Raw genomic sequence first — 26,380 nt, forward strand, 5'->3', positions numbered from 1 at the left:
GCCTCATGCCCGACCTGCCCACGTCTTCGCTCCCTCTGGCCGACCGCATCGCCCTCGTCGTCGGCGCCAGCCGCGGCATCGGCCGCGCCTCCGCCCTCGCCCTCGCCAGGGCCGGCGCGCACGTCGTGGCGGTCGCGCAGACGCAAGGCGCGCTGGAGTCCCTCGACGACGAGATCCGCGCCGCGACCGGGCAGTCCGCCACGCTCGTGCCGATGGACATCGGCCAGGTCGACGGGCTGGACCAGTTGGGCCTCGCCATCCACCAGCGGTTCGGGCGGCTGGACGTCCTCGTGCATGCGGCGGCGCTCCTCGGGTCGCTGACGCCGGTCTCGCACCTGGAGCCCAGGCACTGGGACCGCCTCGTCGCGGTGAACCTGACGGCGCCCGTACGACTGATTCGGTCGTGCGAGCCGCTGCTGCGCGCCGCCACGGCGCCGCGGGCGATCTTCCTGACCTCCAGCCGCGCCTCGCACCCCAAGGCCTTCTGGGGCGCCTACGGGGCCACCAAGGCGGGGCTGGAGAACATCGTCCGCACCTGGGCCGACGAGCTGGAGAACACCCACATCCGCGCCGTCCTGCTCGATCCGGGCGCCATGCGGACGCGGATGCGGGCCGACGCCTATCCGGGCGAGGACCCGGCCGCCCTGCCCGACCCCGCCGAGATCGGGCCGCTGGTCGTCGAGCTGGCGCAGGCCGACCTGGGCCTGCCGACGGCTAGCGTTTCTTTCGCGGACTGGAAGATGCGGTCCGGGACGCGCGCTTCGGCTTGACGCCCGGCCGCACGAGTTTGCCGGCGCGGCCGCCCGGCGCGCCGGCCTTGGCCTTCTTCGCCTTCGGCTTGGGCGGCTTGCCCGCCGCGCCCTCGCGCGCCTTCTCGGCGGCCTCCCTGCGGCGCTTGGCGACGAGGCCCGACCTGGCCGACGTCGGCGCGGTCTTCGACGGACCCGGCCCGCCCTTGGCCTCGCCCTCGGCGTAGGGGTTCTTGTTCGACCGCACGGTCAGGCGCAGCGGCACGCCCGGCAGGTCGAAGCTCTCGCGGATGCTGTTGATCAGATAGCGGCGGTAGTGGTCCGGAAGTTGGTCGGCGCGGCTCGCGAACATCACGAACGTGGGCGGCCGGGCCTTGGTCTGGGCCATGTACTTCGGCTTCACGCGGCGTCCGCCCACGGCCGGCGGCGGATGGCGCTCGACGGCCATCTTCAGCCAGTCGTTGAGGTCGCGGGTCTTCACCTTGGTGGACCAGTCGGCGTGGACCTTGAACACGGCCGGCATCAGGCGGTCGAGGCCGCGGCCGGTCTCGGCCGACAGCGCCACCATCGGCGAGCCGCGCACCTGCGGCAGCAGGCGGCCGACCTCTTCGTTCAGTTCGGCCAGGCGCGCCTGCGGCTCCTCGATCAGGTCCCACTTGGCCAGCACGAACACCAGGGCGCGGCCTTCGCGCTCGACCAGGTCGGCGATCTGCAGGTCCTGGATCTCGAACGGATGGGTCGCGTCCATCACCAGGATCACGACTTCGGCGAAGGTGATGGCGCGGATCGAGTCGCCGGTGGAGAGCTTCTCCAGCCGCTGCTGCACGCGGGCCTTCTTGCGCAGGCCCGCGGTGTCGACGAGGCGGATGGCGCGACCGTCCCAGTCCCAGTCGACGGGAATGGCGTCGCGGGTGATGCCGGCCTCCGGGCCGGTCAGCAGGCGGTCCTCGCCGATCAGGGCGTTGACCAGGGTCGACTTGCCGGCGTTCGGGCGGCCGACGATGGCGATGTTGATCGGCTTGCCGGCGCCGTCGTCCCCGTCGTCGTCCTCGTCGGGCGCCAGGGCGGCGACGGCGGCGAAGAGGTCGGCCATGCCCTCGCCGTGCTCGGCCGAGATCGGGACCGGCTCGCCGAAGCCCAGGCCGAAGGCCTCCAGCACGCCGGCCTCGGAGGCCTTGCTCTCCGACTTGTTGGCCGCCAGCACCACGGGCTTGCCCTTGCGGCGCAGCACCTCGGCGAAGATCTCGTCGCCCGGCGTCACGCCCTCGCGGGCGTCGACCACGAACAGCGCGACGTCGGCCTCGTCGACGGCCAGCTCGGTCTGGGCGCGCATGCGCGCTTCCAGGCTCTCGTCGGTGACGTCCTCGAAGCCGGCGGTGTCGATCAGTTCCAGGTCGAGGTCGCCGAGGCGGCCCGTGCCGAACCGGCGGTCGCGGGTCACCCCCGGCTGGTCGTCGACGATGGCGAGCTTCCTGCCCGCCAGCCGGTTGAACAGCGTGGATTTGCCGACATTCGGGCGGCCGACGATCGCGAGTTTGAGCGCCATGGCGGCTGTTGTACCCGAGCGATCAGCGGATCGCGATCAGGTCCGCCTCCTGCGTGACCACATAGACCGTGTCGCCCATGGCGATCGGCGTCGTGGTCGAGGCGCCCTTGAGCTCGATGCGCTTCACGATCTCGCCGGTCTTGGCGTTGAGGGCCACCAGTTCGCCGGTCTGGCCGACGACCAGCAGGCGCTCGCCCGCCAGCATCGGGCCCGACCAGATCGGGCGCGTGCTCTTCTGGCCGCCGATGCCGAAGACGCCGCCCTTGCGCTTGGACTTGAAGCCTTCGTTGAGGGCGCGGATCCAGTAGATCTGGCCCGTCTCGCGGCTGGCGCAGATGACCTCGCCGGTCTTGGCGGTGACGTAGACCACGTCGCCGGCCGGCCACGGGGCCGTGACGCCCACGACGGGGAGGCTCCAGCGGGCCTGGCCGGTGCGCAGGTCGGTGGCGGCGAAGACGCCCGAGTGGCTGACGGCGAACACGTCGCCCTGGTAGATCGCCGGGCGGCCCGGGATGTCGCGGATCTCGGACAGCGCGCTGGTGCGGCTGGCGCGGCTGAGCGCCTCGTTCCAGAGGTCGTTGCCGTTGGCGGCGCGCAGGGCCACCAGCTCGCCCGAGCCGAAGCCGGCGACCACCGTGTCGCCCGAGATCGCCGGGCTGGAGGCGGCCAGGATGCGAGCGCTCTCGGCCAGCGCCTGGTAGGTCCAGGCCGCCGCGCCGGTGGCGGCGTCGAAGGTCAGCAGGGTGTTGTCGAGCGCGATCACGAAGACGCGGCCGTTGGAGACGGTCGGCGCGCCGTGGATCGACTCCGAGGTCTTGGTCCGCCAGCCGATGGCGCCGGTCCGGGCGTCCATCTGCAGGACTTCGCGGTAGCCCGACGAGACGTAGAGCTTGCCGTCCGCGTAGGCGACGCCGCCGCCGAAGGCCAGCTTGTCGCGCTTGTTGTCGCCGGGGTTCGTGCCCGTGCGCCAGAGGGTCGAGCCGCTGGCGGCGTCGACGGCGACCACGCGGCCGTCGGCGTCCATCACGAACACCTTGCCGTCGGCGGCGACCGGCGGGGCGGTGACATAGCGGCCGCGCTTCTGGCCCTGGCCGAAGCTGCGCCGCCAGGAGACGGAGAGGTTCGGCGCGGCGTCGACGGCGCCCACGGCCTGCTCGGGGCTGCCGCCCGGCAGCGGCCAGGATTCCATCCGCACCGGCGACGGCAGCGAGAAGTCGACGCCCTTCAGGGCCTCGGCCGGCTCCAGTAGCTGGTCGGCCGGGATGATCGAGATGCGCTGGCCCTCGCCGGCCAGCTCGGACGGCGTCTTGTCCTTCTTGTCGAAGGGATTGAGCTTGCTGACCGTCGAGCAGCTCGACGCGCCGAGCGCCGCGACCAGGACGGCGGCGAGATAGGTCGAACGGCGGATCATTGCGGCGGCAGGCCTTCGGCTTGCGGGGCGGGCATCGGCTGGCCCTCGGCGCCCGGAGGCATCGCGCCGGGCGGCAATTGCATCGGCATGGGCGGCGGCAGCGCCTGGGCGGCCCGCACCACGGCGGGCACCGACTTGGCCGAGCCCGAATCGATCAGGCCGATGGCGGCCTGGGCGCGCGCCTGGGCGCCCTGCTGGGCGTCGATCGACTGGCTGATGAGCTGGAAGTCGCCGCGCGCGCCCTGCAGGTCGCCGGCCTTCAGCTTGGCGAACGCCAGCGCCTCGCGGGCCTGGATCCTGTACGGCCGGCCATCGTCCATCAGCGGCTTCAAGCGCCCCTCCAAGTCCTTCAGGGGAGCGGTGTCGAGGAGGGCGAAGGCGGATTTGAGGCGGGCCGCGTCGCCCAGGACCGCATCGGGCGCAGCCTTGGCCGCCTCGTCGTACAGGCGGGCGGCGGCGGCGCTGTCATTGGCGCGCTCGGCGTCGGCGGCCAGGTGCATCAGCGCCATGGCCTGGTAGGCGCCGGACCGGCTCCTGGAGACCTCGGTCCAGAGGGTCTTGGCGCCCTCGCGGTCGCCGGCGACGAAGGCGTCCATGGCCTGGGCGTACTGCTCGGAGGCCTTGTCGGTCTGCCGGGTGCGGAAGGTGTCCCAGCCCCAGTAGCCCAGGACGGCGATCAGGGCGGCGGCGGCGACGCCCAGCATCCAGGGCAGCGCGGTGCGGGCGAACTGCTTGTAGCGGTCGGAGCGAAGCTGCTCCTCGACCTCTTCGAATAGATCCGTCACTTCAGGGGGGCTCCGCCGCCAAACGAGGGGCGGAACCTATAGCGCCCCGCCATGCGTCTCAAGGGGCGCCTCAAGGGCGCGGGGCGCGGCCCGGGGGCGTCCGCCCTGCGGGTCACATCCGCAGCATCCAGACCGCCATCGCGATCATCATGAGGTTCTCGGTCAGCGAGACGAAGCCGAGCGGAACCTTCGACGCGCCGCCGACGCAGGCGCACTTCAGCTCGCGCCTGTCGATGTAGACCGCCTTGAACACCGAGACGGCGCCGACGCCGCCGATGAAGAGCGCGAGCGGGGCCGAGATCCAGGTCAGAACGCCGGCGATCATGAGCAGGCCCGCGACCCCCTCCGCGAAGGGGTAGACGTAGCCGTAGGGCGCCCAGCGTTTCGCCAGCAGGTCGTAGTTCAGGAACATGGTCGAGAAGGTCTCGACGTCCTGCAGCTTCAGCAGCGCCAGCACCACCATGCTGAAGCCGATGAACCATTCGGCGGCGCGGACCGTGAACGGCGTCCCGAGCGTGGCCTGGCTCACCGCCAGCGCCATCAGCGCCGTCATCGCGAACAGGACGACCACCGGCCGGTAGCTGGTCGCGCCCGGCTCGGCGACCGGGCGGCCGAAATGGCGGCGCAGGTCGTCGTAGCCGCCGATCTGGCGGCCGCCGATGAAGACCTGGGGCGTCGTCTTCACCTCGTGGGCCGCCTTGAACGCATCGACCTGCCCGCGCGTCTCCAGCCGGTGGTCTTCGACGCGGAAGCCCTGGCGCTTCAGCAGGTCCAGGGCCTTCAGGCCATAGGGGCAGGTGTGGTCGGGCAGCGTCATCCGGTAGAGCTCGGCGGTCTTCGGGATCGGGGCGTTCATCGCGGCGCTCGCTTGCTGGTCATCCTGCACGTTCTCATATGGCCCCGTACCAGGGTACGGAGACAAGGGATGGCCGAACTGACCATAGGCGCGCTGGCGCGCTCGGCGGGCGTCGGGGTCGAGACGGTCCGCTACTATCAACGCAGCGGCCTGATGCCGGAGCCGCCCCGGCCGCCCGGCCCGGGCTCGGCCGGCGGCGTGCGACGGTACGGCCCGGAGGCCGCGCGCCGGCTCCGGTTCATCCGCTCGGCCCAGGCGGCCGGGTTCCGGCTGGACGAGATCCGCGAGCTGCTGGCCCTGGACGCCACCCGTGAACGCCACCGGGCGCGCGACCTGGCGCAGCGCCGCATCGCCGCGCTCGACGCGAAGATCGCCGAGCTCACCGCGGCGCGCACCGCGCTGTCGCGTCTCGCCGCCGCCTGCGCGTCGGGCGGGGACGGCCCCTGCCCCATCCTCGCGGCGTTCGAGGACAGCCCAGGCGCTTGCGGACGCAACCCGATTTGACGGGTGGCCAAATTTTATCTGCCTCTGCGGGCAGGACGCCGGGGTGTATCCTTTCAGTCAACGATCGGAAGTCCGCTCTCCAGAGGAAGGAAATCCATGGCGAAGCTGCCCAACATCCCGTTCAAGAACGTCAGCCACTCGGCCCACGTCTGTTCCGACATGCACGCGTCCACGAAGTTCCTCGAGGAAGTCCTGGGGATGCCGCTGGTGATGCTCATCGACCTGCCCGGCGGCGGCCAGCACAGCTTCCACGAGATGGGGAACGGCGGGCTGATGTCGTACATGTGGTTCCCGCCGGTCGAGGGGAAGCCCAGCCGCGCCGGCCAGGCCAGCCACCTCGCCTTCAACGTCGACGACGAGGACTTCGACGCCGCGCTGGCCGCGCTGCGCGGCGCCGGCGTGGACGTGCGTACGATCTACCACGGCCTCAAGAAGCCCTCGTGCGAGGACCCGAACGATCCCGACGTGTGGATCCGTTCGCTCTATTTCTTCGATCCCGACGGCTTCCAGCTCGAGATCGCGGCGCTGCGCACGACTCTGGACCCGAAGAAGCACGTGCTCACCGAGCCGAAGAACGCCAAGGGCGACAAGGTCCGCTACGTCCCGCTCGCGCTGCGCGAGCCCGTCGCCGCCTGAGCGGCGGCGACGACCCGATCACGACGAGTCGGCGGCGGCCGGCGCTTCGGCGTCGGCCGTCTGCGCTTGAGGCGGCGGCGAACGCAGCTCGGGCGGCGGCAGGTGGTGGTCGCACACCACGGCCACCTGCGCCTCGAAATCGCCGTCGGCGAAGGCGTCGTCGGCCTGGGCCAGGCGTTCGATCGTGTCGAGCAGGCCCTCGAGATAGAACTCGGCCTCGTCCAGCCGCTCGGCCTCGACCTCGGCGTAGATGTGGTCTTCGACGGCCGTGTAGAGCTCGCGCACCCGCTTGTTGATGCGGGCCTGCTGCGGGGCGGTACGCGGCCGCGGCGTCTCGACCGCCGCGCACCGCGCGTTCTCCGCGTCGCGGAACAGCCGCGACTTCAGCAGCAGCGACTGCCGATACCCCCGCGCCGCCCGCTCACACGCTCGCGCCAGCTTGCACGCCTTGTCGACATCCTCCTCCGCCTCGGCCCGCTCACCGAACCGCTTGGCCAGCCGCAACTGCACCTGCGCGACATCGGCAAGGCCCAGAGCGTCTTCCGCGGTGATGGCGAGGTCGGCGGACATTGAGCCCGCAGGGGAACAGGCCCACACGTCAGAAGCGGACGTAGGTCAGGTGCGCCGGCGGCTCTCTGCGCGCCGCAGGCGCTGTCGTTTCGAACCACCAAGGGCGCCAAGGGCGACTCTTCGTGACCTTGGTGGGCTTGGTGTCGAATTCGCGGCGCTGACGCGCCAGCGGGGCAAGCCCTTCCTCCGCACGGGGCGAAGGGCCCGCTGGAGCGCGCGCTGAATGCGGATTGGCCCTAGAGACTGTTAGGAACTGAGGTCTTTCAGACGGCACTCACGAGCCGGAATAAGAGATTGAAACTCTGGATAAACATCTCCCACAGCTTCCCCTCCCCCTTGCGGGGAGGGGTCAGGGGTGGGGGTGCTCGCCTTGGAGCGCTGCGCCGACACCCCCACTCCCAAACCCTCTCCCCGCAAGGGGGAGAGGGCTTTGCTGCCTCTCGCCGACCAGCCTCAGTCCCTAACAGCTTCTAGCCGGCCTCCTGGTCCCGGGCGACAGGCGCCCGGTCGTAGGGCAGCCAGAGCGTGACGAGGGTCCCGCCTTCGGCGCTCGAACGGCAATCCAGGACGCCGTGGAGGGCCCTCGCACGCGCGGCGATGTTGCCGAGCCCCTTGCCCGGCCGGTCCGCCCGGGCGTCGTCGAACCCGCGGCCGTTGTCGGCGACATGCGCGGCGATGCCGGGGATCCCGTCACGCATCTCCTCCCCGCACCCGATGCGCATCTCGGTCGCGCCCGAATGGGAGAGGACGTTGCCGATCGCCTCCTGGAAGATGCGCAAGACGTGGAGCGCGTTGGTCGCATCGAGCCACGGCAGCGGGCCGCAGCGTCCGACCTCCCACCTGCAGGCGATGCCGGCGTCGCGCAGGTCCCCCGCCATCCGATGACGGAGGTTGCCGATCAACGCGACCAGATCGCCTTCGACCGGCTCCAGCGAATCGACCGTGATCTTCAGGTCCGCGAGAGCGCGGCTCAGGGTCTTGATCGTGCTGTCCGGCTGTTTCTGCTGCCGGGCGACGGCCAGCGCGGTGATCAGGTTCGAACCGATGCCGTCGTGCATCTCCCGCATCAGGCGCTCGCGCTCGCTGGCGATCGCGCCGGCGACCACGAGGTCGCGCCGCGACGCCTCGCTGGCCGCCAGTTCGGCGCGGGTCTCGGCGATGCGTTGCTCCAGCGTCGCGTTCGCCGCCTCGAGCCCGGCGAAGGCGTCCAGCGCCCGCTTCCCGAACACGATCAGGAACGCCACGCAGTAGATGCAGCCGCTGAAGACGGTCAGGTAGGCGTCGTTGGTGTTCCAGCCGTCGCCGCCCCCCGCCAGGAGGAAGTCGTAGACCCCGGCGAACGGCATCAGCAGCACGACGAGCGCCAGGAGCACATGACCGGTCGTGCGATCGCGCCTGAGGTCGAGGAGGCCGAGAAGCGCGCCGCCCAGCCCGATGAGCGTCGCGGGCACGTAGAGAATGAGGTTGGACAGCGAGAACGTGGCGTGGATCGCCATGATCGGGAGCCCAAGCGCGAACAGTGCGGCGATCACCGGCTCCCGATGCGGCATCTTGAGGAACGTCGCGTAGAAGGCGGTGGTCGCCACGGTCGCGAAGTAGGTCGCGTAGACGGTCAGGGCGTTGAACAACGCCAAGTCGAACGGCGTGACCTCGGCGAAATACTGGTAGTTCCTCAGGAACCAGAGCCCCGCGGCCAGGGCCAGCCAGAGCAGCTCGACCTCGCGCCGCCGCCCCATCCAGAGCAGGACCGCCAACCCGCCCAGGGCCAGCATCGCGGCGTTGGCGGCCATGGGCGCGGTGATCTGCCAGAAATACTGCGCCTGATAGAAGTCCTGCACGACCGCGTTCGGCCCGACGATCACGCGCCCGACGCCGACCGACTCCTGGGAGACGGCGCGGATGACGATCTCGTTCACGCCCGGTTTCAGGGCCCCCTCGGGCAGCGGGACCAGGAAGGGCCGGTACCAGGCGAGCTTCTGGTCGCTGACGCGGGCGAAGTTGCGGAACACCTCCGCGCCGTTGACGAACACGATGAACTGGTTGCGGGTGCTCGCGGTGTAGAGGGCGAGCGGATCGGCGCCGAGCGCCCCGCGATCGAACCGGAACCGGCCCTGGACCGTGTGGTAGTCGCCGGTGCGCCACCGGGTCTCGAACATCCGGTAGATGTGGGGCGACGGGGCGCGGACCCAGCCGCGGTCCGGAACGTCCAGCCCCGCGGCGAGGACGAAATCGCCATCCTTGAACTCGATGACCGGGCCGCCCTCGGCCGGCGACGACGTGAACGTGTTCAGCGCTTGCGCCCTCACGGCGCCTGGCGTGAGCAGCAGCAGGAGGATCAGCAGGACTAGCCGCATCGCCCCGGCGTCCTAGCCGCGCGAGAACCATCCTTGGGACGATGCTTCGAACAGGGCTTCGGCACGGCTGTTCACCTCAAGCTTCCGGTAGATGTTCTTGATGTGCGTGCCAATCGTATTGCCCGAGACGGTGAGGATCTCCGCGCACTCGGCGTTGGAGAAGCCGCGCGACAGGAGGTTGAGCACCTCGTACTCGCGTTCGGACAGAGGCGACGCCATCGGGCGGGGCACGTTTGGGTCGGGGCGGATCTCACCGAGAAGCTGGCGCGCGATGATCGGGCTGATCGGCGACCCGCCCCGGCGGATCTCGCGCACCGCCGCCATGCAGTCCTCGATCCGCTCGTCCTTGAGCAGGTAGCCGCGGGCGCCGGCGCGGATCGCATCCAGCACCTTGTTCTGGTTCGCGAAGACCGTGATCACGAGGATGTCGGTGTCGCGGCCCGTCAGCGCCTCCTTGCGGATCAGCGAGACGCCGCTGCCGTCCGGAAGCCCGAGGTCGCAGAGCAGCACGTCGTAGCCGCCCGCCTCGATCATCCCCTCCGCCTCGGCCACGTTGGCGGCCGTCGCGGTCAACAGCATGTCCTCGCATCCCTCGATCGCGCGGGAGAGGTGATCGCGCATCACCGGATCGTCTTCGACGACAGCGACTCGGATCATCGGCGGTCCCCCGGCTTGCACGCGCTTGGTCTCGAAAGGATGCGCCATCCCCCCGTCCGGACAATCACCTGATCCGGTGATCGACGGTCAAGCTTTGGACGACCTACCCCAAGAGGCAGGCCATGGAGGCCTCGGAGGGAGTTCGCATGCTCATGAAGGTCGTCACGTCGCTTTCGCTCATGCTGAGCGGCGTCAGCGCGGTCGCGCTCAATCCCGTCGCGGCGCAGGCCCAGCCGCCGACCCTGTACACGCAGTGCGTGAAGAACGTCTTCGGCACCGGCATCGTCGCCAAGGTGCGCTGGTACGATCCGAGGAAGGTCGACTACACGCCGGGCCTGAAGAACGACGACCCGCTGACCCCCAACGACGAAAGGGTCGGCACGATCAAGCCGATCGGCGGGGCCGGCCCGGTCTACGAGGACACCATCGCGGTCGGCCAGCAGTCCTGCTACGGCGGCGTCACCGGCATCCAGCCCCCCCGCCTGGCCCTCGTGTCGGTCGTCGGCGCGGAGTTCCTGAACGAGGCGATCACGCTGGCGGCGGGCACGGTCGTCGGCATCGGCGGCGCCGTGGCCTGCGCGGGCAGCGCCGGCGCCGCCTGCCCGGCGGCCGCCGCGGCGGTGGGGGCCGTCGTCTCGGCGGTGGGCATGGCGTTGCCGGACGGCAAGGCCATCTTCTACGCCGGCACGCCGGGCAGCCTCGAGGTGAAGGGCACCGCCTGGGCGCCCGTCGCGATCGACAAGACGCTGGGCGTCGCGCAACTGGTCTACCGGGCCAACATCGACTTCTGCCACTCGGACCTGCGCGACACGGCCACCGGCAACACCATCACGGTCGACTTCCTGTCGAACGGGGTCAGCGCCGGCCGCCAGATGGTCAAGGGCAACGTCTCGGACTGCGGGACCTTCTCCCGGGGCTATCTGGAAACCGCGCTGACCACGGACAAGGTCGTCGATGCGGTGCGGGTCAGCACCGACGGTGGGGACGCCATGTTCATCGACCAGGTGCGGGTCTATCGCGACGACGCCATGATCATCTGGGACGGGCGGGACAACGGCCGCGGCTGGTGCCTGTCGACCGATCCGAACGACCATGTGGGCGGCTGGGAAGCCGCCGCCTCGGGCTGCGCCCGGAGCTACACCTTCAACAGTCGGCCGAACTGACCGGCGTCATGCGACGGCAGGGCGGGATCGGGCTGCGACGGTCCGGTCCCGTTTCGCCTGCCCGCCGCACGGCGTCCGGCCTCGCCCCTACCCCGCCTTCGCGAAGTAGATCTCGGCGGGCCCCGGGAACTTCCGTTGCCTCACGTCGTCGGCGTAGGCGGCGACCGACTTGCCGATCTGGGTGCGGAGGTCGCCGTAGCGTCTCACGAACTTCGGGGTCCAGTCGAAGAGGCCCAGCATGTCGTCGGTGACGAGGATCTGGCCGTCGCAGCCGACGCTGGCGCCGATGCCGACGGTGGGGACGGCGACGGCCTCGGTGATCTCGCGGGCGAGGCCCTCGGCGACGCCCTCGACGACGATGGCGAAGGCGCCGGCCTCGGCGGTGGCGCGGGCTTCGTCGAGGATGCGGCGGCGCTCGTGGTCGAGCTTGCCCTTGGCCTTGAAGCCGCCGTCCACGAGCACGGCCTGGGGCCTGAGGCCCACGTGGCCCATGACGGGGACGCCGCGCTTCACCAGGTATTCGATGTTGGCGACGATGGTCTCGCCGGACTCGACCTTCACGGCCGAGGCGCCGGTCTCCTTCATGATCCGCGAGGCGTTGGCGAAGGCGTCCTGCGGGCTGCCCTCGTAGCTGCCGAAGGGCATGTCGACCACGACCATGGCGCGGCGCGATCCGCGCATCACCGCCTGGCCGTGCAGGATCATCATCTCCAGCGTGACGCCGACGGTGTTGGGCAGGCCGTGGACGACCATGCCGACGCTGTCGCCCACCAGCATCAGGTCGCAATGCTGGTCGAGGATCTCGGCCATCGGGGCGGTGTAGGCCGTGAGGCAGACGATGGGGACGCCGCCCTTGCGCGCGGCGATGTCCGGTGCGGCGAGGCGCCGGACCGTCTCCTGGCGATGCGAAGACACGACTAGAACTCCTGGACCAACCTCGCCGCGAACACGCCCATGGTCACGAAAGCCAGGCCGACGGCGATCCACAGCCCATAGCCGCCCGAGAGCGCGGACACCATGTCGGTTGTGGGCGTGACGCGCGCAAGTCCTTGTGAAAGCACCCGGGCGGACTGCTCGGCGCTCTCGACGCGCTGGAAGAGGTTGGACATCACGAGCTGGCTGGCGCCGACGACGCCGCCGGCGAGGCCCGCGGCCCCGATCAGCCAGCGCCGGAGGTTCCAGCCCCGGTCTAGGCGGCGTTCGACGCGCTCGGCGAAGGCCTGCGCGTCGGGCATGTCGGGGCTCTGGGCGAACAGGCGCTCGAGACGGCGTTCGAAATCGACCTCAGCCATTGCTCCGCCTCCCTTCCACCACAGCCCCCTCGTTCGGCTCCCCGTTGGGCGCGAGCCGCGCCCGGAGCTTATCCAGACCACGTTTGACATGGGATTTGACCGTTCCAAGCGGCAGGTTCAAGGCCTCGGCGGCTTCCCCGTGGGACAGGCCCGCGCCGTAGCACATGGACACGCACAGCCGCTCGGGCGCGGAGAGGGCCTTCATGGCCTCCTCCAGGTCCATGCGGCGGTCGGCGTCCCCGCCGTTCCCGAGACCGGCGGCGGCGTCCGCCTCCTCCCGGCCTTCCTCGGCCGCCAGGGCGGCGAGACGCTTCTCGCGCTGCAGCCGGCGCAGGTAGAGCCTGGCGGCGATGCGCTTCACCCAGCCCGTGAACGTGCCCTCGCCGCGGAACTCGGAAATCCTCTCGAACGCCGCCAGGAACGCATCCTGGGCGACATCGTCGGCCTCGGCCGCCTGCGCCCCCATCCGCCGCAGCAGATTACGGACGGCCGAGCCATGGCGACGCACCAGCTCCCCGAAGGCGCGCCGCTCGCCGGCCGCGGCGTAGGCGCAGAGCTCTACGTCGTGCTGGCTGGCGAAACTGAGACTTTTGCCCGGCATGGGCGTGATCCCCCGATCCGGCGGCTCAGGCCCTGGGCTTGTTCATCAGGCCGAGGGCGATGAACGCCAGGCCGATGAAGGTCGGGAAGGCCGCGAAGCCGAGGATCGGCAGCAGCGCGTCGGCTTCCTCGAAACTGAGGGCCCCGCCGAAGGCCGCCAGGCCGATGCCCACGCCCAGCCAGATGATGCCGATGCGCAGGTCGCGCTGGGGCGACGGCAGGCGCGGATCGGTGCGCACGTCGCTCGACATGGCGTCGATGACCTCGCCCGGCAGGGGCTGGCCCTTCTCGATGGCCACGCGGAGCGTCTCGGCCATCTTCTGGCGCTCGATGCTCTTGAAGTAGCGCGGCACGATGAACAGCGACGCGAAGCTCCCGAAGATGATCAGGACAATCAGCACGGACTCCATCTTCTCGTTCTCCTCTCCAAGTCTGGCCGGGCGGGGAGCGCCCGTCTCTGCTGGGAAAGAGACCTAGACCTGCCCGGTCGGATGCAGAAGGCCGGATGAAAGCTTGTCCATGTTTCAGCCGGCGGGGGCCGTTGCGCGCCCGTCCGCCAGGACGACGGCCACCGCCGCGAGCGTGACGGCGGCGGCGACGGGGCCGAGTTGGCCGCCGACCTGGGCCAGCAGCGGGTGCAGGACCGGCCAGAGCGCCCACAGGATCAGGCCGCCGATCAGGGTCGCGCCCGACAGCCAGGCGACGTCCAGCAGGAAGCGGCGGCGCGCCACGGCCTCCATCACCGCGGCTGAGAAGGCCGGATCGCGGGCGGGCGGCTCGTCCTGCGCGAACAGCGCCTTCAGGTGCGCGTCGGTCATCGGGACCCTCCTAGCACGTCGAGGAGCCGCGCGCGGCCCCGCGTCACATGGGACTTCACCGTGCCCAGCGGCAGGCCCAGCGCCTCGGCGGCCTCCGCGTGGCTGAAGTCGGCCGCCAGGCAGAGCGCCACGCAGGCGCGCTGGTCGGGCGGGAGCTGGGCCATGGCGGCCTCGAGCGTCATGCGCTCGTCGCTCATGGCCGAGGCTTGCGGCGGCTTTCCGGCTTCGTACGCGGCCTCGCGGGTGCGGTCGCGGGCGCGGCTGCGGACGGCGGCGAGGTGCTTGTTCCAGCCGATGCCGCAGAGCCAGGCGCGGACGGACGCCCCGGATTCGAGACGGCCGATGCGCGACCAGGCGGTCAGGAACGTCTCCTGCGCGAGATCGTCGGCCAGGGCCCAGTCGCCGCAGGCGCGGCGCAGGAAGGCGCGCACGGCCTGCTGGTGGCGCTCCACCAGCCGCGCGAACGCCGCCGTCGAGCCGGCCCGGGCCTGCTCGACCAGCGCGATATCGAGGCCTTCCGGGCTCACCTGGCCCGGAAGATGGTGGAGAAGATGGCCGCGATGGCGTGGCCGACCGCGACGCAGGTCATGATCACCGCCACCAGGCGGAACGGCCCGTCCACGCCGGGGAAGTCGGCGTACTCCGAGGCGAACCAGAAGCCCGCGGCGACCGAGCCGGTGATGATCGCCGTGCGCCAGGCCCAGTACGGCCCCATGCGCCAGTAGTGGCGGCGGTAGCGGCGGCCGTAGCGGTCATAGCGGCCGTAGGCGGAGTCCGGATCGTCGAGGGCTTCCTCGTCGTGGATGGCGCGCATCAGCTCGGGGGGCGGGTCCTTGCCCTGGCTGGTGAACTCGCGGACGAGGTTCAGCCGTTCCTGGCTGCGCTTGTAGGCGAGCCAGCGGTCGAAGGCGCCGAACGCGAAGAACATGATCGGGAAGATCAGCCACCAGTAGCCGTAGAAGAAGGACTCCATCGCGGGTCTCCAGGGTGCGGACCGCACGGAGCCGTCTCCGCCGTCCTCTTGCCCCGTAGTCGCCGCCGGTCGCGGAAACGGATGCGGCGGGAGCGGTAAAATGAAAACAACGGAGATCGCGGAGATGCGCGGAGGAGGGTCGCGCGCCGGACTCTCTGCGTATCTCCGCGATCTCCGCGGTTGAATCCTTGCGGCGCCTGCGGCGCTACAGGAGCGTTTCGTACACCTCGGGCTTGAAGCCGACGGTGAGGCGGCCGTCCTGGTCGAGGACCGGGCGCTTGATCATCGAGGGATTGGCCAGCATCAGGTCGACGGCTTTCGCCGCGTCGATCCCCTGCCTGTCGGCGTCGGGGAGGTTGCGGAAGGTCGTGCCGGCCTTGTTGAGCAGGACCTCCCAGCCGACGGCCTTCACCCAGCCTTCGAGGGTGGCGCGGTCGAGGCCGGCCTTCCTGTAGTCGTGGAAGTCGTAGGCCACGCCGTGGCCGTCGAGCCAGGTCCAGGCCTTCTTCATCGTGTCGCAGTTCTTGATGCCGTACAGCGTCGCGGCCATCGTGGCCCTCCCATGCCGAAGATCGAACTCACCAAGGAAGACCGCGACGCCGCCAGCCGGGCGCTGAGCCGCTACCTCAAGGCCGAGCTGGACCTGGAGGTGACGGGATTCGACGCGGTGTTCCTGCTGGACTTCGTCACCGAGACCCTCGGCCCCTACTTCTACAACCAGGCGCTGGCCGACGCCCAGGCGCTGCTGGGCAAGAAGCTGGAAGAACTGGGCGAAGCCATCTGGCAACTGGAGCAGACGCCGCCGAAGCGGCCCTAGCCCAGCGGGAAGCGGGCGACGACGTCGTAGCGCGGCCGCCCCGCGACGCCGTGGACGAGCAGGAACTCGCGGGCGGTCCAGGCGAGCGGCGCGATGACGACCTCGGGCGCGGCGTCGGCGTCGCGCACGAGCGTCAGGTGGGGCTCGAAGGCCCGACGACGCCGGGGCGTCACGCCGGCGTCGGCCAGGGCGGCGCCGAGCGCGGCCTGCAGGAGGTCGACGCCGATCACCCCTTCGTCGCCCCGCAGCACGAGCGCCCGCGCCGTCTCGAACACGGCGATGCGGTTGAAGGCGAGGACGAAGCGGTCCCGGCGCACCATCGCGGCCGCCCGCGCGGCGCGGCGCGCGCGGTCGGGGTTCGGCGCCCCCTCCCCGCCCACCGAGGCCAGCGACACGTGCAACCGCGCCGGCGGCGTGGGCCGCCCGCCACGGACCCGCAGGAGCCGTTCCGTCAGCCGCCCGATCCGCCCCGCCGCCTCGGCGTCAGGCTGGAGCACGAAGGCGTAGCGGTGCTGCGGCGGCATCGGATCGTTCCTATTATGTTCCATAGGAACGCCCGGGACGCCGCAGAGTCAATCCGCAGCGGCGCGGAGCCGCCCCCGTCCCGCATCGTCCCCAAGACAGATTGGCATATGCCTTGACATAGGCTATGTATCGGAGATGAGCCCTTACCGTCACATCAAGCTGTTCAAGAACGGCCGGAACCAGGCGGTGCGGATTCCGCGCGAGTTCGAGCTTCCGGGCGAGGACGCCATCATCCGGCGCGACGGCGACAAGCTGATCATCGAGGCGGCGCCGCCGCGCTCCCTGCTCGCGATCCTGGCGCAATTGGACCCGATCGAGGACAGCTTCGCGGAGGTCGACGACCCGCCGCCGGCGCCGGTCTCGCTTTGAGCCGCTATCTGCTCGACACCAACATCCTCTCGGACCTGGTGCGCAATCCACGGGGACAGGTCTCGGCCCGCATCGCCGCGGTCGGCGAACGGTCGATCTGCACCAGCATCGTCGTCGCGGCCGAACTCCGCTTCGGCGCCGCCAAGCGAGGCTCCGCGCGGCTGACGGCGCAACTGGAGCACATCCTGTCGGCGCTGGACGTGCTGCCGTTCGATGCGCCGGCCGACATCGCCTATGCGAAGCTGCGGGCGGGGCTCGAGGCGGCCGGCCTCCCCATCGGGGGCAACGACATGCTGATCGCCGCCCACGCCCTCTGCGCCGGATGCGTCGTCGTCACCGACAACGAGCGGGAATTCGTGCGCGTGGAGGGCCTGGAGGTGGCCAACTGGCTCCGCTGAAGCCGCCTACTCCCACTCGATCGTGCCCGGGGGCTTGCTCGTGACGTCGTAGACGACGCGGTTGACGCCGCGGACCTCGTTGATGATGCGCGTGGCGCAGCGGCCGAGGACGTCCCAGGGGAACTCGAAGAAGTCGGCGGTCATGCCGTCGGTGGAGGTGACGGCGCGCAGCGCCAGCACGCTCTCGTAGGTGCGCGCGTCGCCCATGACGCCGACGGTCTTCACCGGCAGCAGGACGGCGAAAGCCTGCCAGATCCTGTCGTAGAGGCCGGCCTTGCGGATCTCGTCGAGGTAGATGGCGTCGGCGGCCTGGAGCACGGCGACCTTCTCGCGGGTGATCTCGCCGGGGATGCGGATGGCCAGGCCCGGGCCCGGGAACGGGTGGCGGCCGACGAAGGCCGGCGGCAGGCCGAGCTCGACGCCGAGGGCGCGGACCTCGTCCTTGAAGAGTTCGCGCAGCGGCTCGACCAGCTTGAGCTTCATGTAGTCCGGCAGGCCGCCCACGTTGTGGTGGCTCTTGATGACCGCCGAGGGGCCGCCGGTGGTGGACGGGCTCTCGATGACGTCGGGATAGAGGGTGCCCTGGGCCAGGAAGGCGGCGCCCTCGATCCTGGCGGCCTCCTTGTCGAACACCTCGATGAAGAGGCGGCCGATGGTCTTGCGCTTGGTCTCGGGGTCGCTGACGCCGGTCAGCTCGCCGAGGAAGAGGTCGCCGGCGTCCACGTGGACCAGGGGGATGTTGTAGTGGTCGCGGAAGAGGGTCACGACCTGGGTCGCTTCGTCCTTCCGCAGCAGGCCGGTGTCGACGAAGACGCAGGTGAGCTGGTCGCCGATCGCCTCGTGGATCAGCACCGCGGCGACCGAGCTGTCCACGCCCCCCGACAGGCCGCAGATGACCTTCGCGTCGCCGACCTGGGCGCGGATCCTGGCGATCTGCTCCTGGCGGTAGCTGGCCATGGTCCAGTCGCCGCTGAGGCCGGCGATGCGGTGGGTGAAGTTCTTCAGGATCAGGGCGCCGCGCGGCGTGTGCGCCACCTCGGGGTGGAACTGGATGCCGTAGAAGCGGCGGGCTTCGTCGGCGATGACGGCGTAGGGACTGCCTTCGGACGTCGCCACCACGTCGAACCCCTGCGGGATCGCGGTGATCTTGTCGCCGTGGCTCATCCAGACGGTCTCGTTGTCGCCGGGCTCGCCCAGGCCTTCCAGCAGCGGCGAGGCCTTCCGGATCTGGATCTCGGCGCGGCCGAACTCGCGGTCGTGGCCGCCTTCCACCGCGCCGCCAAGCTGGGCGCACATGGTCATCTCGCCGTAGCAGATGCCCAGCACCGGCACGCCGAGCTCGAACACCGTCTGCGGCGCCCGCGGGCTCTCGGCCTCATGCACGCTGGCCGGGCCGCCGGACAGGATGATCGCCTTGGGACCGAACGCCGCGATCTTCGCGTCGTCGACCTTGTCGAACGGGTGGATCTCGCAATAGACGCCCGCCTCGCGCAGCCGGCGCGCGATGAGCTGGGTCACCTGGCTGCCGAAGTCGACGATGAGGACTTTCTCGTGGGCTTGGGCGGTCATGCGGGTCCGTTCGTCGAGGCTTCCGACGCGCGAGCGCCGATGAATTCAACCACCAAGGTCACCAAGCTCACCAAGGGAGCCCGGAGGTCTTGGTGTGCTTGGTGACCTTGGTGGTTCGGAATGAGAGCGCCTGCGGCGCGCAGGACGATCACCGCGCCTTCTCCAGCACGGCGACGTAGAAGCCGTCGGTGTTGGAGGTGCGGGGGGTGAGGCGCAGGTCGCCGGCGGGCGTGAGGAACCGGGCGAGTTCGGGCGCCTCGGACGCGGGCCGGCGGGCAAAGGCGGGGTTGCGGGCCAGGAAGGCCTCGACGCGGTCCTCGTCCTCGTCGGGCAGCACCGAGCAGGTGACGTAGACGATCCGGCCGCCGGGCCGGGCGAAGGCGGCGCCGTCGTCGAGGACGCCGTCCTGGTCCTTCCGGCGGCGCGCCAGGGCCTCGGGCGTCAGACGCCACTTGGTGTCGGGGTGGCGGCGCCACGAGCCCGTGCCGGTGCAGGGCGCGTCGATGAAGACGAGGTCCATGCGGCCTTCGAGGCCCTTCAGCGGGTCCTTGGCGAGGGGCGTGCGGACCTGGAGGTTGCGGATGCCCGCGCGTTCGCCGCGGCGGACGGTGTCGGTCAGCCGGCGCGCGTCGCTGTCGTAGGCGTAGATCTGGCCGGTGTTGGCCATCTCGGCGGCCAGCGCGAGGGTCTTGCCGCCGCCGCCCGCGCAGAGGTCGAGCACCTGCTGGCCCTTCACGTCGCCGGCCGCGAGGGCTGCGACCTGGCTGCCCAGGTCCTGGATCTCGAACCAGCCCTTGCCGAACTGCGGGATCGCCTCGACGGCGCCGGCGCGCTCGGCGGCCTCGGGGGCGGCGACGCGGAGAGCGTTGGGCGCGAGGCCGGGCGCCTGCGGCTCGAACGGGGCCAACGCCCTGGCGGCGCGGGCGGGGTCGGTCTTCAGCGTGTTGACCCGCAGGTCGACGGGCGCGCGCTCGGCCAGGGCGGCGGCCTCCTCGCCGCGGGCGTCGCCGAAGACGCGGGCCAGCGCGGCGTCGAGCCAATCGGGATAGTCGCCGCGGACAGGCGCAGGCGCGTCGGCGAGGTCGCGGGGCGCTTCGAGGCCGGCGCGCTCGGCGTCGGTGAGCGGGCCAGGGCCGTGCGGCTCATCCCCGGCGGCGTCGGCGACGCGCTGGACCGGCCAGCCCCACGAGAACCGCAGGGCGGCCAGCGCCAGGGCGCGCGGGCTGTCGTCGCCCATGCGCCAGCCCAGCGAGCGCCTGCGGCGCAGCACGTCGAGCACGAGGCCGGAGACGAAGGCGCGGTCCCTGGCGCCCGCGTAGCGCGCGCCGTCGCCCCAGGACTTCAGGGCCAGGCGGACGGGGCGATGGCGGGCCAGGGTCTCTTCGATGATCTTTATCGCCGCCGCCAGGCGTCCGCCGTCGCGCATCGGCTCACCGGAAGAGGGCCGCGAGCACGGCCAGCATGCCGGCCATGGCCACGAACCAGACGATCGTGCGCACCAGCGGCACGCCGGTCGCATAGAGCGGAACGTAGAGCGCGCGCCCGACCACATAGGCCCAGGCGCCCCAGACGGTGAGCGGCTGGCCCAGCTTGCCGGCGACGGCGGCCGCCAGGACCGCCACAGCGAAGAAGGGGAAGGTCTCGGCGAAGTTCCAGAACGCGCGCTCCAGGCGGGCGGCCACGCCGGTGATCGGCATGGGCGTGTCGCGGGGGCCGGCGGCCCACTTCATGTCCTGCTGCGCCCGCGCCGCGCCGGCGGCCCAGAGGAGCTGGACCAGCCCCACGACCACCGCGGCGGCCAGCAGCTTCAGTTCGATCGCGACGTCCATCGCCCTTCCCTTCCCGCCAAGCCCCCTAGGTGGGGTTCGAGTAGTTCGGCGCCTCGCGGGTCATCATCACGTCGTGGACGTGGCTCTCGCGCAGGCCCGCGTTGGTGATGCGGATGAACCGCGCCCGCCGGCGGAACTCGCCGAGGTCCGGCGCGCCGACGTAGCCCATGGCGGCGCGCAGGCCGCCCACCATCTGGTGCAGGATGGGCGCGATCGGGCCCTTGTAGGCGACCTGCCCCTCGATGCCCTCGGGCACGAGCTTCAGGCTGTCCTTCACGTCCTTCTGGAAGTAGCGGTCGGCCGACCCCTGCCCCATCGCCGCCAGCGAGCCCATGCCGCGGTAGGCCTTGTAGCTGCGGCCCTGGTAGAGGAAGACCTCGCCCGGCGCCTCGTCGACGCCCGCGAAGACCGAGCCCATCATCGCCACCGACGCGCCCATCGCGAGCGCCTTGGCGAGGTCGCCCGAGTACTTGATGCCGCCGTCGGCGACGATCGGGACGTCCGTGCCTTCCGCGGCGCGGACGGCGTCCATGATGGCGGTGAGCTGCGGCACGCCCACGCCGGCCACGATGCGGGTGGTGCAGATGGAGCCCGGGCCGATGCCGACCTTCACCGCATCGGCGCCGGCGTCGATCAGCGCGCGGGCGCCGTCGTAGGTGGCGACGTTGCCGGCGACGATCTGCACGCGGTTGGTCTCGCGCTTCACGCGGGCGACGGCGTCGGAGACCGAGGCGTTGTGGCCATGGGCGGTGTCGATGACGACGACGTCGACGCCGGCGTCCACCAGGGCCATGGAGCGTTCGTAGCCCGCATCGCCCACCGTCGAGGCGGCGGCGACGAGGAGGCGCCGCTGCGCATCCTTCGCGGCGAAGGGATGCTGCTGGGACTTCTCCATGTCCTTGACGGTGATCAGGCCGACGGCGCGGTTGTCGTCGTCGACCACGATCAGGCGCTCGATCTTGTGGCGGCTGAGCAGGTTGCGGGCCTCGTCCTGGCCGACGCCCTCCTTCACCGTGACCAGGCCCTGCGAGGTCATCAGCTCGCGGGCCGGGATGTCGTCGCGGCCCTCGAAGCGCATGTCGCGGTTGGTGAGGATGCCGACCAGCTTGCCGGCCTCGTCCACCACCGGGAAGCCCGAGATGTGGCGGCGCGCCTTGATCTGGCGGACCTCACCCAGGGTGGTGTCCGGCCCGATGGTCATCGGGTTGATGACCATGCCGCTCTCGTAGCGCTTCACCTCGCGGACGTGGTCGGCCTGCTCCTCGACGGTAAGATTGCGGTGCAGGACGCCGATGCCGCCGGCCTGGGCCATGGCGATGGCCAGCCGGCTTTCGGTGACGGTGTCCATGGCGGCGGACACCAGGGGGATGTTCAGACTGATCTCGCGCGTGAACCGGGTCGAGACGTCCACCTGCGTGGGCATGACGTCGGACGCGCCGGGTTCGAGCAAAACATCGTCGAAGGTGAGCCCTTCGCGAATCTCCATGAGACTCTCCGTTTTGCGGGACGCGTATAGGGGTTCGCCTGCGGACGGGGCAAGGGGCCTGAAGGGGGCGTTCATGCGATTGCGGGCTCCTGCGGGGTCTCGAAGACGATGAAGTCGCCGAAGGTGGGCTTTTCCACGATGGCGCCGGCGGCGAGGTCGGCGTCGATGCGGTCGAAGCCTTCGCGGAGCTCCTCCTCCGTCATGTGCTCGAAGGTCGAGACGGCGCGGTGCTTCAGCCGTTCCACCAGGTTGGCGATATCGCCTTCGAAGGGGACCTCCGTCCGCACGGACGCCACGGTCCCGAAGCCGGCGGCCTCGACGATCCCGCGGACCTCGGCCTCGGTCTGGAACATGGCCCGTTCGATGTCCCAGCTACGTGGGAAGTAGCCGCGCCACCAGTGGTCGGGGATGCGCTCCTGGAAGGTGCTGCGCAGGATCAGGCGGCCGCCGGGCCTGAGCACGCGGGCGATCTCGCGGGCGGCGGCCAGCTTGTCGGCCACGTGGTGCCACGAGAGGAACATCAGCACGAAGTCGGCCGAAGCGTCCGGCCGCGGGATCGCCTCGGCGCGGCCGGCCAGGTAGGTCACGTGCGGATGGGCGGCGTCCGCCACCGCCGCGGCGCGCATGCCGTCGGCGGGCTCGACGCCCCAGACCGGGCCGCCGAACGCGTCGGCGAGGGCGGGGCTGAAGCGGCCGGTCCCGGAGCCGAGGTCGATGCCGGCGAGCGGCCGGCGCTCGGGGAGATGCTCTGCGAACACCGCCATGTAGCGGGCGATCGCCTCGGCGGGGAGCACGCGGCCCCGGGCGTAGGTCTGGTGCTGGACCTTGTCGTAGTCGACCGGAGCCAGGGGCGGATCGGGGGAGGTGTGGGCTTCCATGGCCAGCTCGTGCCCGGATTGCCGATTTGAGGAAATCGACTTATTCGACCCATGATGTTCGAAAATCTCACATCAGGGCCGTTGCCGTCGCTGAACGCGCTCCGGGCGTTCGAGGCGATGGCGCGCACCGGGCGGGTCACGCTGGCGGCCGAGGAACTGTCCGTCACCCATTCGGCGGTGAGCCGGCAGGTGAAGGCGCTGGAGGCGGCGCTGGGCGTGCGGCTGTTCTCGGGGCCGAAGAACCGGCTGGAGCTGACGGCGGCGGGCCGCGAGCTGCTGCCCGCGCTGACCGAGGCCTTCGACCAGATCGCCACGGCGGTGCGGAAGGTGCGGACCGGGGCTGCGGACCTGCACGTCGCCGTCAATGCGTCGCTGTCGGTGAAGTGGCTGATCCCGCGGCTGGCGGCGTTCCAGGCGGCGCACCCGCAGGTGCGGCTGCAGCTCTCGGAACTCTCGCCGCACGCGACCTCGCATCGCGGCGCCCAGGCGGTGCTGCGGATCGTGCCGCTGTCGCGGCTGGAGGAGCCGGCCGTCACGCCGTTCATCCGCAACGCCCTCGGCGTGGTGATGACGCCCGGGCTGGCCGAGCGGTTCGGGGGCGATCTCCTGAAGGCCCCTCGCCTCGCCGCCCAGACCCATCCCGAGGCCTGGCACATCTGGGCCGAGCATGCCGGCGTCGAACTGCGCCCCGCCCCGGAGCGGCCGTTCGCCCACGTCCATTTCGCCCAGGACGCGGCGCTCGCGGGCCTGGGTGCGGCGGTGGTGAGCTGGCCCTTCGTGGCCGAGGACATCGCGGCGGGCCGGCTGGTCGCCCCGCTCGGCTTCCGCCGCTCGGGCAGCGCCTTCGCCATGATCGCCGCCCCGGGCGCACACAGCCGCGCCCTGGACCGCTTCCGCGACTGGCTGGTGGCCGAAGGCGCCCGGATGGCGGAGGCGCCGGAGGGGTGACCTTCCTTTCCCGCAAGCGGGAAAGGGGGACCGTCCGCCGACCCCGGCGAAGGCCGGGGGAAGAGCGGATGGTGGAAAGGGCAAGCTATCCCATCGCCTGTCATCCCGGTTTTGGCGCAGCCAAAGACCGGGACCCAACCTTCCGGTGCGTCGATGGCTGGGGGCGGCCCCGGCGGTCGGGGCCATACTGGCCCGCTCAGAGCACCGGACGGTTGGGTCCCGGTCTTTCGCGTGCCGCGAAAACCGGGATGACACGCGGTGGGGGAGCGTTGATCAGCGGCAGAGATCTCGTGGGTCAGCGCCCCTTGAACCCCGTCGCCACCAGGAAGACTTCGCTCGAATCCTGGCGGCTGGCCTTGGGCTTCACGTTCCTGACGTCGCGGAAGTGCTGCTTGAGGCCGGCGATGAGGCGGTCGGTGCCGCCGCCCTGGAAGGCCTTGGCGACGAAGGCGCCGCCCGGCTTCAGCACCTCGACGGCGAAGTCGATGGCGGCTTCGATCAGGCCCACGATGCGCAGGTGGTCGGTCTCGCGGTGGCCGATGGTGTTGGGGGCCATGTCGGACATCACCACGTCAGGCGCGCCGCCGAGGAGCTCGATCAGCTTCGGCCCGCACGCGGGATCGGTGAAGTCCATCTGCAGGATGTGGGCGGGCGGCAGCGGATCGACCGGCAGCAGGTCGACGCCGGCGATCTCGGTGACGCCGCGCTGGACGGCGACCTGCGTCCAGCCGCCGGGCGCCAGGCCCAGGTCCACGACCTTCGCGCCCTTGCGGAACAGGCGGAAGCGGTCGTCGATCTCGGTGATCTTGAAGGCCGCGCGGCTGCGGTAGCCGAGGGCGCGGGCCCTGGCGGCGAACGGGTCGTTGATCTGGCGCTCGAGCCAGGCCTGCTGGCTGGGGGTGCGCTCCTTGGCGGTCTTCAGGCGCGCGGGCTTGCCACGGCCGCCTTCCAGGCCGCCCGTGGGCGGCTTCACCATGCGCTTGCGGGGCGGCGGCTCGTCGGTCATGCGGCCTTCTTTACACCGCTGCGGCTGCGGCGGCGCTTGCGGCGGCGCGGACGGCCGCGTTCCGACATCAGCGACAGCAGGATGCCCTCGCGCAGGCCCCGGTCGGCGACGCGCACGCGGTTGCAGGGCCACTGTTCCTGCACGGCCTGGAGGATGGCGGCGCCGGCCAGGACGAGGTCGGCGCGGTCGGGGCCGATGCAGGGCTGGGCGGCGCGTTCGGCGGCGCTGAGCGCCAGGAGGCCGGCGGCGGCGTCATCGCACTGGCCGCGGGTCATCCAGATGCCGTCGACGCGGTTGCGGTCATAGCGCGGCAGCCTCAGGTGCATGCCGGCCAGGCTGGTGATGGCGCCCGAGGTGCCGATGAGATGCGCGCGGTCGGCGTCGAACACCGGCTTCAGCGGGTCGGCGCGGCGGAAGGCGGATATCTCGGCCTTCACGTGGTCGACCATGCGGCGGAACCAGCCCTCGGTGGCGACCTCGCCCTCCGGGAACCGCTCGGCCAGGGTGACGACGCCGATCGGCACCGAGAGCCAGGCGCGCACCGGCGGCATCTGGCCCGCGGTCACGCCCTTGAGCTCGACCCAGGAGAGCTCGGTGGAGCCGCCGCCGACGTCCACTACGAGCGCGGCGTCGTGGCGGACGTCCAGCAGGTTCAGGCATCCGGCGACCGAGAGCCTGGCCTCCTCCTGCGGGCTGATGACCTGGAGCTTCACGCCGGTCTCGTTGGCGACGCGGTTCACGAAGGCCTGGCCGTTCTCGGCCATGCGGCAGGCCTGGGTGGCGATGGCGCGGAACCTCACCACCTTGCGGCGGCGCACCTTCTCGCCCGAGACCTTCAGCGCCGCCAGCGCGCGCTCCATGGCCGCGTCGGAGAGCCGGCCGCTCTGCGACAGCCCCTCGCCCAGGCGCACGATGCGCGAATAGGCCTCCACCACGCGGAAGCCGTGCGCGCTGGGCGTGGCGATCAGCAGGCGGCAGTTGTTGGTGCCCAGGTCGAGCGCGGCGTAGCACGGTGGCTCGCCGACAGACCTGTCCCGGCCGCGTTGAAGCGGCCTGGGCGCGCGCGGCGCCTCATCCATGGACATCACCCGTCCCACGCAGGCGCGGCGGTCCCCCATTGAGCCCGGCGCCTCATTTCGCGGCGACCTTAGCCCGCGGCGCGGCTTTAAGGGAAGACGACGGTTGAATGACGCCAACTCATGGCTACGTTCACCTTCTGGTCAGCATGGAAGGCTTAGATTCGGCGGCATGAGCATGCGACTCGCCAAATTCACGATCGGCCAAGTCGTCCATCACCGCGTCTATCCGTTCCGTGGTGTGATCTTCGACGTCGATCCCGTCTTCTCGAACACCGAGGAGTACTGGCTGTCGATCCCGGAGCACATCCGGCCGCATAAGGACCAGCCCTTCTACCACCTGCTCGCCGAGAACGAGGAGAGCGCCTACGTGGCCTATGTCTCGGAGCAGAACCTGCTGCCGGACGACACCGGCGAGCCGGTGGGCCACCCGCAGGCCTCGCTGATCTTCGAGACCTTCAAGGAAGGCCACTACACGCTGCGCTCCGGCATCGGGCACTAGCGCCACCGCTCATCCCTGGGCATGCGTGGGACGAGCGCGTTATTGGTGCGATCGGAGGGGACA

The 26,380-nt window shown here is 70.9% G+C and carries 32 protein-coding genes; 9 read left to right on the forward strand and 23 right to left on the reverse strand.

Going from position 1 to position 26,380, the window contains the following annotated elements:
* Positions 1 to 5 precede the first annotated feature (5 nt).
* Positions 6 to 770, forward strand: a complete 765-nt coding sequence (locus KF737_RS02075; protein ID WP_296449858.1) for an SDR family NAD(P)-dependent oxidoreductase — start codon at positions 6 to 8, stop codon at positions 768 to 770.
* Here KF737_RS02075 and der read toward each other — a convergent pair.
* The 4 genes from der to KF737_RS02095 all read right to left on the reverse strand — a co-directional run bounded on the left by der (position 715) and on the right by KF737_RS02095 (position 5,347).
* Positions 715 to 2,295 (reverse strand): ribosome biogenesis GTPase Der, encoded by a 1,581-nt coding sequence (gene der / locus KF737_RS02080; protein WP_296449860.1) that lies wholly within the window; start codon positions 2,293 to 2,295, stop codon positions 715 to 717. The two genes, KF737_RS02075 and der, sit on opposite strands and share 56 nt — an antisense overlap.
* A gap of 22 nt (positions 2,296 to 2,317) precedes the next feature.
* Positions 2,318 to 3,706: a PQQ-like beta-propeller repeat protein gene (locus KF737_RS02085; protein ID WP_296449862.1), complete on the reverse strand. Its 1,389-nt coding sequence runs from the start codon at positions 3,704 to 3,706 to the stop codon at positions 2,318 to 2,320.
* A complete protein-coding gene (locus KF737_RS02090; RefSeq protein WP_296449864.1) occupies positions 3,703 to 4,491 on the reverse strand; it encodes a tetratricopeptide repeat protein in 789 nt (262 codons plus the stop codon). Before KF737_RS02090 ends, KF737_RS02085 begins: the two co-directional genes overlap by 4 nt.
* Before the next feature lie 112 nt (positions 4,492 to 4,603).
* Complete coding sequence (locus tag KF737_RS02095; RefSeq protein ID WP_296449866.1) at positions 4,604 to 5,347, reverse strand: glutaredoxin; 744 nt, start codon at positions 5,345 to 5,347, stop codon at positions 4,604 to 4,606.
* 69 nt (positions 5,348 to 5,416) lie between these two features.
* Between KF737_RS02095 and KF737_RS02100 the strand changes: the two genes are divergently transcribed.
* Together KF737_RS02100 and KF737_RS02105 are read left to right on the forward strand one after the other, a co-directional pair.
* A complete protein-coding gene (locus KF737_RS02100) occupies positions 5,417 to 5,851 on the forward strand; it encodes a MerR family DNA-binding protein (RefSeq protein WP_296449868.1) in 435 nt (144 codons plus the stop codon).
* 96 nt (positions 5,852 to 5,947) lie between these two features.
* Positions 5,948 to 6,487, forward strand: a complete 540-nt coding sequence (locus KF737_RS02105; protein WP_296449870.1) for a VOC family protein — start codon at positions 5,948 to 5,950, stop codon at positions 6,485 to 6,487.
* Between the two features lie 18 nt (positions 6,488 to 6,505).
* Here KF737_RS02105 and KF737_RS02110 read toward each other — a convergent pair whose 3' ends face one another.
* From KF737_RS02110 to KF737_RS02120, 3 genes are all read right to left on the reverse strand, one after another.
* A complete protein-coding gene (locus KF737_RS02110; RefSeq protein WP_296449871.1) occupies positions 6,506 to 7,057 on the reverse strand; it encodes a hypothetical protein in 552 nt (183 codons plus the stop codon).
* A gap of 470 nt (positions 7,058 to 7,527) precedes the next feature.
* On the reverse strand, positions 7,528 to 9,411 hold the full coding sequence (locus KF737_RS02115; protein WP_296449873.1) for an ATP-binding protein: 1,884 nt from the start codon (positions 9,409 to 9,411) through the stop codon (positions 7,528 to 7,530).
* A 12-nt stretch (positions 9,412 to 9,423) separates the two neighbouring features.
* A complete protein-coding gene (locus KF737_RS02120; protein WP_296449875.1) occupies positions 9,424 to 10,116 on the reverse strand; it encodes a response regulator transcription factor in 693 nt (230 codons plus the stop codon).
* A 98-nt stretch (positions 10,117 to 10,214) separates the two neighbouring features.
* Here KF737_RS02120 and KF737_RS02125 point away from each other — a divergent pair, with 98 nt between their 5' ends.
* Complete coding sequence (locus KF737_RS02125; RefSeq protein WP_296449878.1) at positions 10,215 to 11,231, forward strand: hypothetical protein; 1,017 nt, start codon at positions 10,215 to 10,217, stop codon at positions 11,229 to 11,231.
* Between the two features lie 87 nt (positions 11,232 to 11,318).
* Here KF737_RS02125 and panB read toward each other — a convergent pair whose 3' ends face one another.
* The 8 genes from panB to KF737_RS02165 all read right to left on the reverse strand — a co-directional run bounded on the left by panB (position 11,319) and on the right by KF737_RS02165 (position 15,464).
* Positions 11,319 to 12,146, reverse strand: coding sequence for a 3-methyl-2-oxobutanoate hydroxymethyltransferase (gene panB / locus KF737_RS02130; RefSeq protein ID WP_296449880.1), 828 nt, complete (start codon positions 12,144 to 12,146; stop codon positions 11,319 to 11,321).
* A gap of 2 nt (positions 12,147 to 12,148) precedes the next feature.
* The gene (locus KF737_RS02135) at positions 12,149 to 12,523 is read right to left on the reverse strand and encodes a hypothetical protein (protein WP_296449882.1); all 375 of its coding nucleotides are present in this window, start codon (positions 12,521 to 12,523) and stop codon (positions 12,149 to 12,151) included.
* On the reverse strand, positions 12,516 to 13,124 hold the full coding sequence (locus KF737_RS02140) for an RNA polymerase sigma factor (RefSeq protein ID WP_296449884.1): 609 nt from the start codon (positions 13,122 to 13,124) through the stop codon (positions 12,516 to 12,518). The genes KF737_RS02135 and KF737_RS02140 overlap by 8 nt, the downstream gene beginning before the upstream one ends.
* A 25-nt stretch (positions 13,125 to 13,149) precedes the next feature.
* On the reverse strand, positions 13,150 to 13,533 hold the full coding sequence (locus tag KF737_RS02145; protein WP_296449886.1) for a DUF6249 domain-containing protein: 384 nt from the start codon (positions 13,531 to 13,533) through the stop codon (positions 13,150 to 13,152).
* A 114-nt stretch (positions 13,534 to 13,647) separates the two neighbouring features.
* A complete protein-coding gene (locus KF737_RS02150; RefSeq protein ID WP_296449887.1) occupies positions 13,648 to 13,941 on the reverse strand; it encodes a hypothetical protein in 294 nt (97 codons plus the stop codon).
* Positions 13,938 to 14,468, reverse strand: a complete 531-nt coding sequence (locus KF737_RS02155; RefSeq protein WP_296449889.1) for an RNA polymerase sigma factor — start codon at positions 14,466 to 14,468, stop codon at positions 13,938 to 13,940. Before KF737_RS02155 ends, KF737_RS02150 begins: the two co-directional genes overlap by 4 nt.
* Positions 14,465 to 14,914, reverse strand: a complete 450-nt coding sequence (locus KF737_RS02160) for a hypothetical protein (protein ID WP_296449890.1) — start codon at positions 14,912 to 14,914, stop codon at positions 14,465 to 14,467. The genes KF737_RS02155 and KF737_RS02160 overlap by 4 nt, the downstream gene beginning before the upstream one ends.
* Before the next feature lie 205 nt (positions 14,915 to 15,119).
* On the reverse strand, positions 15,120 to 15,464 hold the full coding sequence (locus KF737_RS02165) for an ArsC family reductase (protein WP_296449892.1): 345 nt from the start codon (positions 15,462 to 15,464) through the stop codon (positions 15,120 to 15,122).
* A gap of 12 nt (positions 15,465 to 15,476) precedes the next feature.
* Here KF737_RS02165 and KF737_RS02170 point away from each other — a divergent pair, with 12 nt between their 5' ends.
* On the forward strand, positions 15,477 to 15,731 hold the full coding sequence (locus tag KF737_RS02170) for a DUF2164 domain-containing protein (protein ID WP_296449894.1): 255 nt from the start codon (positions 15,477 to 15,479) through the stop codon (positions 15,729 to 15,731).
* On the opposite strand, the gene KF737_RS02175 is transcribed toward KF737_RS02170, so the two are convergent.
* Positions 15,728 to 16,255 (reverse strand): 2'-5' RNA ligase family protein, encoded by a 528-nt coding sequence (locus tag KF737_RS02175; protein ID WP_296449896.1) that lies wholly within the window; start codon positions 16,253 to 16,255, stop codon positions 15,728 to 15,730. The genes KF737_RS02170 and KF737_RS02175 overlap by 4 nt on opposite strands.
* Before the next feature lie 136 nt (positions 16,256 to 16,391).
* Between KF737_RS02175 and KF737_RS02180 the strand changes: the two genes are divergently transcribed.
* Together KF737_RS02180 and KF737_RS02185 are read left to right on the forward strand one after the other, a co-directional pair.
* The gene (locus KF737_RS02180; RefSeq protein ID WP_296449898.1) at positions 16,392 to 16,625 is read left to right on the forward strand and encodes an AbrB/MazE/SpoVT family DNA-binding domain-containing protein; all 234 of its coding nucleotides are present in this window, start codon (positions 16,392 to 16,394) and stop codon (positions 16,623 to 16,625) included.
* A complete protein-coding gene (locus tag KF737_RS02185) occupies positions 16,622 to 17,023 on the forward strand; it encodes a type II toxin-antitoxin system VapC family toxin (protein ID WP_296449900.1) in 402 nt (133 codons plus the stop codon). Before KF737_RS02180 ends, KF737_RS02185 begins: the two co-directional genes overlap by 4 nt.
* Before the next feature lie 6 nt (positions 17,024 to 17,029).
* Here KF737_RS02185 and guaA read toward each other — a convergent pair whose 3' ends face one another.
* The 5 genes from guaA to KF737_RS02210 form a co-directional block, all read right to left on the reverse strand.
* Positions 17,030 to 18,592 (reverse strand): glutamine-hydrolyzing GMP synthase, encoded by a 1,563-nt coding sequence (gene guaA / locus KF737_RS02190; RefSeq protein WP_296449902.1) that lies wholly within the window; start codon positions 18,590 to 18,592, stop codon positions 17,030 to 17,032.
* A 148-nt stretch (positions 18,593 to 18,740) separates the two neighbouring features.
* Positions 18,741 to 20,018 (reverse strand): RsmB/NOP family class I SAM-dependent RNA methyltransferase, encoded by a 1,278-nt coding sequence (locus KF737_RS02195; protein ID WP_296449904.1) that lies wholly within the window; start codon positions 20,016 to 20,018, stop codon positions 18,741 to 18,743.
* 4 nt (positions 20,019 to 20,022) lie between these two features.
* Positions 20,023 to 20,421, reverse strand: a complete 399-nt coding sequence (locus KF737_RS02200) for an MAPEG family protein (protein WP_296449906.1) — start codon at positions 20,419 to 20,421, stop codon at positions 20,023 to 20,025.
* Positions 20,422 to 20,446: 25 nt separating this feature from the next.
* A complete protein-coding gene (guaB, locus tag KF737_RS02205) occupies positions 20,447 to 21,907 on the reverse strand; it encodes an IMP dehydrogenase (protein ID WP_296449908.1) in 1,461 nt (486 codons plus the stop codon).
* Positions 21,908 to 21,978: 71 nt separating this feature from the next.
* A complete protein-coding gene (locus tag KF737_RS02210; RefSeq protein ID WP_296449910.1) occupies positions 21,979 to 22,785 on the reverse strand; it encodes a class I SAM-dependent methyltransferase in 807 nt (268 codons plus the stop codon).
* Positions 22,786 to 22,866: 81 nt separating this feature from the next.
* On the opposite strand from KF737_RS02210, the gene KF737_RS02215 reads away from it, so the two are divergent.
* Positions 22,867 to 23,733, forward strand: coding sequence for a LysR family transcriptional regulator (locus tag KF737_RS02215; protein WP_296449912.1), 867 nt, complete (start codon positions 22,867 to 22,869; stop codon positions 23,731 to 23,733).
* Between the two features lie 295 nt (positions 23,734 to 24,028).
* Here the strand turns inward: KF737_RS02215 and KF737_RS02220 are convergent, their stop codons facing one another.
* Positions 24,029 to 24,739, reverse strand: a complete 711-nt coding sequence (locus KF737_RS02220) for an RlmE family RNA methyltransferase (protein ID WP_296449914.1) — start codon at positions 24,737 to 24,739, stop codon at positions 24,029 to 24,031.
* Positions 24,736 to 25,818, reverse strand: coding sequence for a Ppx/GppA phosphatase family protein (locus KF737_RS02225; protein ID WP_296449915.1), 1,083 nt, complete (start codon positions 25,816 to 25,818; stop codon positions 24,736 to 24,738). The genes KF737_RS02220 and KF737_RS02225 overlap by 4 nt, the downstream gene beginning before the upstream one ends.
* 169 nt (positions 25,819 to 25,987) lie before the next feature.
* Here KF737_RS02225 and hspQ point away from each other — a divergent pair, with 169 nt between their 5' ends.
* Positions 25,988 to 26,317 carry a heat shock protein HspQ gene (hspQ, locus tag KF737_RS02230; RefSeq protein ID WP_296449918.1) on the forward strand — a complete coding sequence of 110 codons (330 nt, stop codon included), beginning with the start codon at positions 25,988 to 25,990 and terminating at the stop codon, positions 26,315 to 26,317.
* The last annotated feature ends 63 nt before the right edge of the window (positions 26,318 to 26,380 follow it).

This window comes from Phenylobacterium sp. (genome assembly GCF_019636135.1).
Lineage (GTDB): Bacteria > Pseudomonadota > Alphaproteobacteria > Caulobacterales > Caulobacteraceae > Phenylobacterium.